This is a genomic window from Anabaena sp. UHCC 0253 (genome assembly GCF_009712085.1).
Lineage (GTDB): Bacteria > Cyanobacteriota > Cyanobacteriia > Cyanobacteriales > Nostocaceae > Dolichospermum.
In genome coordinates, this window is sequence record NZ_VILD01000001.1 from 651,831 (window position 1) to 661,106 (window position 9,276).

Sequence of the window (9,276 nt, forward strand, 5' to 3'; positions counted from 1 at the left end):
CCACAGTACCAGGTGTAATAGTTCCACCTGCTAAAGTTTTTCATTACCTTTTCCCCGCAAGGGGACGGAAACTTTAAGTGCCGCCAGCTCTTCTGCTTGTTCTTGAAGCTGCTGCTGCAAGTTTTTCATTACCTTTTCCCCGCAAGGGGACGGAAACTGAGTTTGTTGAACAACTTGAACCTTACTTCAACGTTTTTCATTACCTTTTCCCCGCAAGGGGACGGAAACGTCTTAGCGAGTTTATTGATACCAGCTCCATACATGGTTTTTCATTACCTTTTCCCCGCAAGGGGACGGAAACTCTCTCACGTCCAACCCTGTTTTTACGTTAGAGTTGAAAACAAGTTTTTCATTACCTTTTCCCCGCAAGGGGATGGAAACCTGTTACTATTTCAATAGTAAAATGGGTGTCCTCTCGTGTCACATATAGCGGTTATTGATCGGATGAAATACAATAGAGGGCGGGGAAACCCCACCCCTACAGGTTTTGCGATTTAATTGACTGTATCTCACAAAGAGTGCATACCGCTTTGTGATTGACAAACCGCAGATAGTAGCAAGATAGATTTGAGTAGAATATTGTGTAGTATCAAGCCTGGGGACAAAAACCAAAATCAAAACATTGCCCAAACTACATATAATTAATGTATTATCTCAAAAAGAGATAGGCGATCGCACTAAATAACAGAAATTGCTAATTAGAGAAAATGTCAGAATCAGGTGGTTATCGAGTTTCGACTCCGCTCAACTACCGCGTAGTCGAGATAATATCCAGAATTTAAGGAGGTAGAGACGTTCCATGGAAAGTCTCTACAAAGGTCTTGAACGTATGCAAAATTATTTTCATCCCTAAAATCAGCAATGCCATTATCAGTCAAACCATTAAGTTTACCTGTTAAACCATTGAGATTGTTAGTAGTAACTTCTAGTATCGCTTCAATTCTATCTAATCTATCTACTGGTTGAGTGTTCATTGGTTTTGTTTTCGGGTTGGAAATCACTCAAATTTACTTGGGAACTGTGCGCTTGTGTTTCTGATAGGTTCTTTTCAATCAATGCCTTTTTGATTATGACACTCACTAATTGAGGAACAGATCGAAATTCAGATTTAGCCCATTTTTCTAATGCAACATATTCATCAGAATCAAAGCTGATAGTCGTTCTAGGTCTTTTAGTAGCCATATATAACATCACTCGTCTATATAACTGCCATTATTACCTATTAACAGTAATATGTTTCTGGTACATCACTTACTAATTTAAGTAAAAAGTGATGTACTTGATGAGTATATCACCATAACCAGGAATTGAACAAAGATTTTGCAAAGGAGAAAAAAGCAAAATCCGCTACAATAGATACAACCAGAAAAAAATGTTACTGTGAACTTCCCCTATCCACCCACACCGCAAATATTACATTGGTTAGCAGCGGGACAACTTGGCAATCGCTTACACCGTTCAATACGCCTATGGGTGATTTTGAATAAACTCTATGGGGAAGAAAACTGGATACAAGAACTACCAAAAAACTTTACTTATTCTCAATTGCGCGATCGCCTATTCCGCTATAATCATCCTAAAAGCGAAACAATTAGCACTTCTCAAATTTCCGCAAACTGTGGAGACAACACTTGTATTTGTCATCAAAACTGTGGGAATATTCTGCAAACATCAAATTGTTACCTATCTGAACTAGAATGGCAACAAGAAATCATCCAACTCACAGGAATTACACCAGAATATTTAGCCGCACAAATCCAACAATCACCTTTTGCAACGGTACATCGTTCTTTAAGAGATGATTTAAAACAACTTGTTCGCTTAGGATGGTTACAATCACCCCATAAAGGACAATATCAAAGTCTTCCCACTCCAGAATTACCCACACCTGTAACTCCAACAAATTCCCCAGCTACCTTTACCCAACTTTCTCTTCCCCAAACCTGGGAATTACTCCACGCATTAGAATCAATATCTTTTGTTCAACCCAATTTAGAAATTATCAGTCAAAGTTTGTGGGAACAGATTCTCCATACTTCTCCCACACCCGAAAAGCGGATATTTCTGCATTTAGATTATATCCTCTCTCCAGAAATGCAAGACAAGGTGGATAACTATCAAGAACAATTAGAACAACTTTGGCGGAAACAAACTGGTGGAGTTATTCGCTTCAAAACTTTGATACCAGCTACAGCCAAGAAAGTTGCAGTTACTGTTTATCCTGTTTGTCTGCATTATTCCCGCCGCGCTAAATATCTCAGTGCTTATGGTATTGATCCTCATGGTAACACAGGATGGCATAATTACCGACTGGACAGGATTGCTTCCGCAAAATTACAGATTCTCGCTTGGGGAGATCCAGAAATTCCTCCAGAATTACAATTAATGTGGGAGAGTGGAACATTACCCACACCGCAGCAAGTGGAACAGGAATTAGCAGCAGCTTGGGGGTTTAATTTTTACCTAAAACGGGAATTTTTAATTATGCGTTTTCCTCCAGATTTTGCCCGTTGGTATGTAGATAACACCGTTAGACATCAATCATTCAAACCTGTGGCTTACGCAGAAATACGGAATTTGGTTAAAAGAAATATTCCTGAAAGTCAACAAATACAAGTATTAGAAGTTCTTGAACAAAAATCCAGTGATGATGCTTATTATACGGCGTGGATACGCGATACAGATATTAATGTTTTGATGCGGTTACGGGACTGGCGGCCAAAAGGAGAGGTAATTGCACCATTATCTGTTAGGGAAGGTCTAAAGGCTGAAGCTATGCAAGAGTTGGAGAATTATCAATTAAGTAAGATTTGGATTTGATGTAGGGGTAGCGCCCCCGTGCCTACCCCGGTATTTGGGCAACCATGGGGGGATTGCCCCTACCTTTATGCCTACCCCGGTATTTGGGCAACCACGGGGGGGATTGCCCCTACCTTTATGCCTACCCCGGTATTTGGGCAACCACGGGGGGATTGCCCCTACCTTTATGCCTACCCCGGTATTTGGGCAACCACGGGGGGATTGCCCCTACTCCTCGTTTTATTTAAACACTTGTGTTATTACAGATAAAAAATAACTAAGGTTGTATAATTAACCAGTCTCCACAATTAAAAGACTATTTTTGGTATCGGCGTGTAGTCCATTTATTTTAGCTTGATCAGGGATATATGTGGCAAAAACAAAAAAAGATAGTGTAATTACCAATCTAGCCTTATTATTGGCAGTACCAGGTGTAGGTGTAGCGATCGCTGTCAATTCTATGGTAGCAAATTTATTGATTTCTGCACCTGTCCACGCAGAACCTGAGAATAAGTCTCCGGTTTTTTCTCTACCGTCAACAGTAGAAAGTGGTACTGTTGTTAAAATTGACGGTTCGATTAATTTCATAATTGTTAACCAAAGTCTCAAGGAAAACTTTGAAAAACAGTTTTCGGGAACTCAGGTAGAAATTGGCATCAATGGCAATGAAGATGCGGTAAAATCAGTCTTAGATGGTAGAATTGATATAGCTGCTCTTGGTCGCCAACTCACAGCCGCAGAAAAAGCCCAAGGTTTAGAACAGGTGCTGGTGCTACGAGAAAAAATCGCCGTTGTTGTTGGTATGGATAATCCCTTCCAAGGTAGTTTGACAACAGAACAATTTGCGAAAATTTTCCGAGGAGAAATTACAGACTGGTCAGAAGTAGGCAACGCTAAAGGTAAAATTAGATTTATAGATCGTCCTTCCATTAGTGATACTCGCAATTCCTTTACCGAATATCCAGCTTTTAAGTCTGGTGAATTGCTGACAGGGGCTAATTCAGTGCAGATGATAGAAGATAGTACAACCGATATCATTAAAGAATTAGGTAAAGATGGTATCAGCTACGTTTTAGCAAATCAGGTTTCTCGACTCCAAGATGTACGAGTATTAAAAGTTCAGAATTACTTACCAGATAATCCTAAATATCCCTTTTCCCAGTCGTTTGTTTACGTTTATAAACAAAATCCCAGTCCTAAAGTAGCAGGTTTTCTCGGTTTTGTCGTCGCCAAACCAGGACAAGAATCCATAAAAGCGGCAAGAGACGCGGAATCACTGGCTATTGCGGCTAGTGCTTTGCAAACCTTTACCTCAGAGGTTATTACCCCAACAACAACTCCAACAACAACTCCAATAGTAACCCCAACAGCAGTTACTCAAAATCCATCTTTACCACCTATACCAGCAAACCTAGTCACACCGGCTGTAACCGAGACTGGAGGGGAAACACAGTTGATAAATCCTTTGGATAATCCCTCAATGATTACCAAAAATCTGCGATTTTTCCTGTTATTACCTTTATTACTCATTGCTGGTTTAAGCAGCTTTTTACCTTTGTGGTTGAGAAGAAAAAAACGACTGCTAAATCAAACCAACGATTCTATCCCAGAAGAGATTCCTACTACTACTGTATCAGATGCAGAGGCGATCGCATCAATTACCAATAATCATCATAATGGCCACAACGGTACAAATCACTATCAAGAAGACATCTCCCTAGAAGTAACCGCAATCAACAACGTAGCCACAATAGACATACCACAAACATCTACCCCCAGTCATCAAACACCGGCAATCAATGACATTGAATTAGACTATGGTGAAGTAGTTTGGGATACAGAAGATCCGGTAATTGTTGTTAATAATCACTATCCCCAAATCCCCAATAGACAGCAACCCCAAATTAATGCAGACATATCCAACGACGAATTTACCAACTCCCTATTAGAACCACCAGCCCCAGCACCTACTAAAAATATTACATCCTTATCAGAGTTACTCGGTATAACCCCGTCCCCAATTCAGGAAGATCATAGTATATCTCTCTCAGAACTCCTGGATACACCTCCAGCCCCAATTCAGGAGGATCATGCCTTATCAGAAATCCTGGATACACCACCTACAGTAGTCAACCAACCACCCGAAGAAGAAAATTTATTAGATGACCTACCATTAGAATTAGGAGAGGCTTTAAACGCCATAGATAGTGAGACTCAGCATAACACATCCGCACAGGCGATCGCAGAAGAAATATTACCTACGCCATTGCCACCCACAGCTACAGATGAAGATATAGCCATAGAATTAGATGCAGAGATAGAAGCCTGGACTAATATTAATCAAATCAATGTAGATGGAAATACCAGAATTATCTTCACTCCCCGCACTCCCAAATGGGCTTATGTCTCTTGGTACATTTCTGCAAATCATCTCCAAACATTACAAAATCAAGGTTTTACCATTTTAGTAGTGCGTCTTTATGATGTTACTAATTTGGATATCAGCTATCAACGTCCTCAGTTAGTGCAAGAATATGAATGCGAAACCGCAATCTATGATCGTTATATACCTATTCCCCAAGGTGAACGGGACTACATGACAGAAATCGGTTATCTAACTCCAGAAAATCGGTGGTTATGTCTAGCACGTTCTGGTACAGTGCGTATTTTCAGTCGTCCCTGTGCAGACTTCTGGTTTGTCGTTGACGCAGAATTAGTGATTCACGGTGCAACAGAACAAGGTGCAACTGTCACTATTGACGGACAAAAAGTTAACATCAAACCTGATGGTACATTTAAACTAACTATTCCTTTTGTTGATAACTTAGTTGATTATCAAATGACAGCTATTTCCGCCAATAAAGAAGATACTAAAACTATTCAGAAGAAGTTTTCCCAAGAATGAAAAAGTAGGTAATAGGTGACAGGTGACAGGTGACAGGTGACAGGGAGGAGAAATTCTTCTTTCTTCTTTCTAAACTCCTGACTCCTGACTCCTGATTCCTGATTCCTGATTCCTGACTGGGCGCAGGCCCTGCGCCCCTACTATTCTTCTATAATTGGGGTGCGTAAATCTTCTACCAACGCCTGAATTTCGGCGGGTGGGGGTGGTGTTAATCGAGAAACTATGAGGGTGACAATAAAATTAATAATCATCCCTAAAGTCCCGATTCCTTCAGCAGAAACACCAAAAAACCATGGGGTCATACCACCAAATTTTACGCCGACAATGTAGATAATTGTAAATATCAAACCTGTTAACATTCCCGCAATCGCACCTTCTGAATTAGTGCGTTTATCGAAAATCCCCAGGAATATTACCGGGAAGAAACTTGCAGCCGCTAAACCAAAAGCAAAAGCGACAACTTCACTCACAAATCCCGGTGGATTGACTCCAAAATATCCAGCTAAAACAAGGGCAAAACCAACGACAACCCGCCCCACAAATACCCGTTTTTCTTCTGAAGCGTTGGAATCAAAAATGCGATAATAAACATCATGGGCGACAGAACTAGAAATTACTAATAATAACCCAGAGGCTGTAGATAAAGCAGCAGCTAAACCACCAGCGGCAACTAAAGCAATTACCCAAGGGGCAAGATTAGCAACTTCTGGAGTAGAAAGCACAATGATATCTTTATCAATTGTAATTTCGTTGGTTTCGCTATTAGGTGTTAACTGCAAACGTCCATCTTTGTTCTTATCTTCAAAAGCTAGGAGTTTGGTTTTTTCCCACTTATTTGCCCAATCTAATTGCTGTACTTCCACAAGTGTTTTATTATGCAAAGAAGTAATTAGATTATAACGAGAAAACATCCCAACTGCGGGGGCTGTGGTGTAGAGAATGGCGATAAATAATAATGCCCAACCAGCAGAAAAACGGGCTGCACGAACACTTTTAACTGTGTAAAATCGGACAATAATATGGGGTAAACCAGCAGTTCCTACCATCAAAGCAATAGTGATGAAAAGAACATCCAACATTGACTTATTGGCAAAAGGTTGGGTATATTCTTTAAAGCCTAAATCAAGTTGAATGAGGTTGAGTTTATCGGCGATATCACTAGTAGTAAAAGCTAATTGGGGAATAGGATTACCTGTGAGTTTGTAGGCGATCGCGATCGCGGGAATCAAATATGCGAAAATCAATACAAAATACTGGGCTACTTGTGTCCAAGTAATACCTTTCATACCTCCCAAAACCGCAAAAAAGCCGACAATGATCATCCCAATGATGACACCTGTATTCACGTCTACTTGTAAAAAGCGGCTAAAGACAATTCCCACCCCCCGCATTTGTCCAGCGACGTAGGTAAGAGACACAAAAATAGCGGCAACTACCGCCACCAAACGGGCTATATTGGAGTAATAGCGATCGCCGACAAAATCAGGTACAGTATATTTACCAAATTTCCGCAAATAAGGCGCTAATAATAATGCTAGTAAAACATAGCCACCAGTCCAACCCATCAAATAAATCGAACCGTCATATCCCAAAAACGAAATTAACCCCGCCATGGAAATAAACGAAGCCGCAGACATCCAATCAGCAGCCGTAGCCGCACCATTGGCAATTGAAGGTATTCCCTGACCGGCAATAAAAAAGTCTTTAGTATTTTCTACACGCGATCGCCAACCAATGTAAATGTAAACTAGAAAAGAAAGTCCAACTAAGATAATCGTCCAAATTTCAACTGACACAGTTTCTCCTCACTTTTTGGTATTATATTTGCGGTCTAATTTGTCCATTTGGAAAGCGTAAGTAAAAATCAATACAACAAAAACCAAAATTGATCCTTGTTGCGCCATCCAAAAACCAAAGGGAACACCAAAAAACCGAATTGCATTTAATGGTTGAACCAACAAAATACTAAAAACCAGGGAGACTAAAGCCCAAACAATTAAAAGATTCCGAATTAATGTTGTATTAGCACGCCAATAAGCGCGACGCTGATCTTCGTCCATTTTTCTTTTATCATCATTGCCTCACAGATAATATCAGTAAGCCGATATAATATCGTCTGATTTTGGCGATTTCTTTGTTAAGTTTTCTATACTGAGAATATCATCTCTCACATCCAGAAAATCCCGATTCAGACAATAAGAATTAAAAGATTAACCGAATAATTAGTTATATAATCCTGTTAATCTTTAAATCCTGTACTTCGACTATGGCTTCGCCACGCAGGCTATCGCTCAGTAACCAAAAATCCTAATTCAGAAAATATTAATCATGTCTTTAAACTTACCGACAAAAGCATATTTCTGTAAAACTAACCTAAATATCTATGATTCTCCTGAATGTATCCGTTTAGCAACCCAAGCCGCAACAGGACGACATTTACGAATAACATCAAATCATCAAGATACCGCCATTGCAGTTTGTTTATGTGAAGATGACTATCCAGGATGGTTATCTGTTCAAGATTGGCAATTTCTCCAACCAGCAGAAACAGAATATCAACCCCAAGATATATCAGCAATAGACATTCAACAACAAATACCCGCAGTTATCGCTTTTACTCAAACCGCAAAACAACAAGATAATTATTACCTTTGGGGTGGGACAGTTGCACCTAATTATGATTGTTCAGGTTTAATGCAAGCAGCGTTTAAATCTGTAGGTGTTTGGCTACCTAGAGACGCTTATCAACAAGAAGCTTTTACTCAACCAGTTGATATGACTGAATTACAACCCGGAGATCTCATCTTTTTTGGCACTCCCCAAAAAGCAACTCATGTGGGCTTATATTTAGGTAATGGTTGCTATATCCACAGTTCGGGAAAAGAACAAGGACGCAACGGTATTGGTATTGACCAACTTTCGGAACAAGGTGACACCGTTAGTCAGTCTTATTATCAACAATTACGCGGTGCTGGTAGAGTTGTGAAAAGTTATGTTGGTAATTGACAATTGACAATTGACAATTAACTTCTTTGGCGTTGCTGAATTAGGGTATGAAATTCAAAGATCAATGATTTCAAACTCTTACTCTCTGTAGACTCTGCGCCTCTGCGTGAAACAAAATCATACTCTTAATCAGCAACGCCACTTCTTTTAATTCTTCCTTCCTGACTCCTAACATAATATCCTATGCCCAATTACCAATTACCAATTATTAACCCTTCGACTACGCTCAGGGCAAATCACCAATCACCCATTACCAATCACCAATTACCAGATGTATCAGTAGTTGTACCCATAAAAGATGAGGTAGAAAGTTTACCTTTATTACTAGAAGCAATTTCTTCTACTCTCACAGCTAATGAGTTGAGTTATGAAATTATCTGTGTAGATGATGGTTCTAGTGATGGTTCGGCGGAATTTCTCAAAGAACAAGCCCAAATTCGCACTGATTTAAAAGCGGTAATTTTGCGGCGTAACTATGGACAAACTGCGGCTATGTCTGCTGGCTTTAATTATGCTACAGCCAAAGTAATTGTAACTTTAGATGCTGATTTGCAAAATGATCCTGC

7 protein-coding genes and 1 CRISPR repeat array are annotated in these 9,276 nt (G+C 39.9%); of the genes, 4 read left to right on the forward strand and 3 right to left on the reverse strand.

Translation table 11 applies throughout. From position 1 onward, the window contains the following. Window positions 1–35 precede the first annotated feature (35 nt). Window positions 36–381: direct repeats of the CRISPR family, unit length 37 nt; unit sequence GTTTTTCATTACCTTTTCCCCGCAAGGGGACGGAAAC. Window positions 382–716: 335 nt separating this feature from the next. Next, complete coding sequence (locus tag FJR38_RS02890; protein WP_168493680.1) at window positions 717–974, reverse strand: hypothetical protein; 258 nt, start codon at window positions 972–974, stop codon at window positions 717–719. A 406-nt stretch (window positions 975–1,380) separates the two neighbouring features. Between FJR38_RS02890 and FJR38_RS29210 the strand changes: the two genes are divergently transcribed. Together FJR38_RS29210 and FJR38_RS02905 are read left to right on the forward strand one after the other, a co-directional pair. Then, on the forward strand, window positions 1,381–2,820 hold the full coding sequence (locus FJR38_RS29210; RefSeq protein WP_168535284.1) for a TIGR03985 family CRISPR-associated protein: 1,440 nt from the start codon (window positions 1,381–1,383) through the stop codon (window positions 2,818–2,820). Between the two features lie 349 nt (window positions 2,821–3,169). Beyond that, complete coding sequence (locus FJR38_RS02905) at window positions 3,170–5,704, forward strand: substrate-binding domain-containing protein (protein WP_371418127.1); 2,535 nt, start codon at window positions 3,170–3,172, stop codon at window positions 5,702–5,704. A gap of 140 nt (window positions 5,705–5,844) precedes the next feature. Here FJR38_RS02905 and FJR38_RS02910 read toward each other — a convergent pair whose 3' ends face one another. After that, window positions 5,845–7,500: a sodium:solute symporter family protein gene (locus FJR38_RS02910; RefSeq protein WP_168535286.1), complete on the reverse strand. Its 1,656-nt coding sequence runs from the start codon at window positions 7,498–7,500 to the stop codon at window positions 5,845–5,847. Window positions 7,501–7,509: 9 nt separating this feature from the next. Then, entirely contained in the window at window positions 7,510–7,764 is a 255-nt protein-coding gene (locus FJR38_RS02915; RefSeq protein WP_016949821.1) for a DUF4212 domain-containing protein, read from the reverse strand. A gap of 268 nt (window positions 7,765–8,032) precedes the next feature. Here FJR38_RS02915 and FJR38_RS02920 point away from each other — a divergent pair, with 268 nt between their 5' ends. Continuing rightward, entirely contained in the window at window positions 8,033–8,710 is a 678-nt protein-coding gene (locus tag FJR38_RS02920; protein ID WP_168493670.1) for a C40 family peptidase, read from the forward strand. A 183-nt stretch (window positions 8,711–8,893) separates the two neighbouring features. Beyond that, window positions 8,894–9,276: glycosyltransferase (locus tag FJR38_RS02925; protein ID WP_174763875.1), on the forward strand; the 383-nt coding region annotated here is incomplete at its 3' end.

Bases quoted from the DNA above. Each gene is read 5' to 3' on its own strand.
- FJR38_RS02890 (WP_168493680.1), bottom strand. From the start codon at position 974: ATGAACACTCAACCAGTAGATAGATTAGATAGAATTGAAGCGATACTA.
- FJR38_RS02915 (WP_016949821.1), bottom strand. From the start codon at position 7,764: ATGGACGAAGATCAGCGTCGCGCTTATTGGCGTGCTAATACAACATTA.
- FJR38_RS02920 (WP_168493670.1), top strand. From the start codon at position 8,033: ATGTCTTTAAACTTACCGACAAAAGCATATTTCTGTAAAACTAACCTA.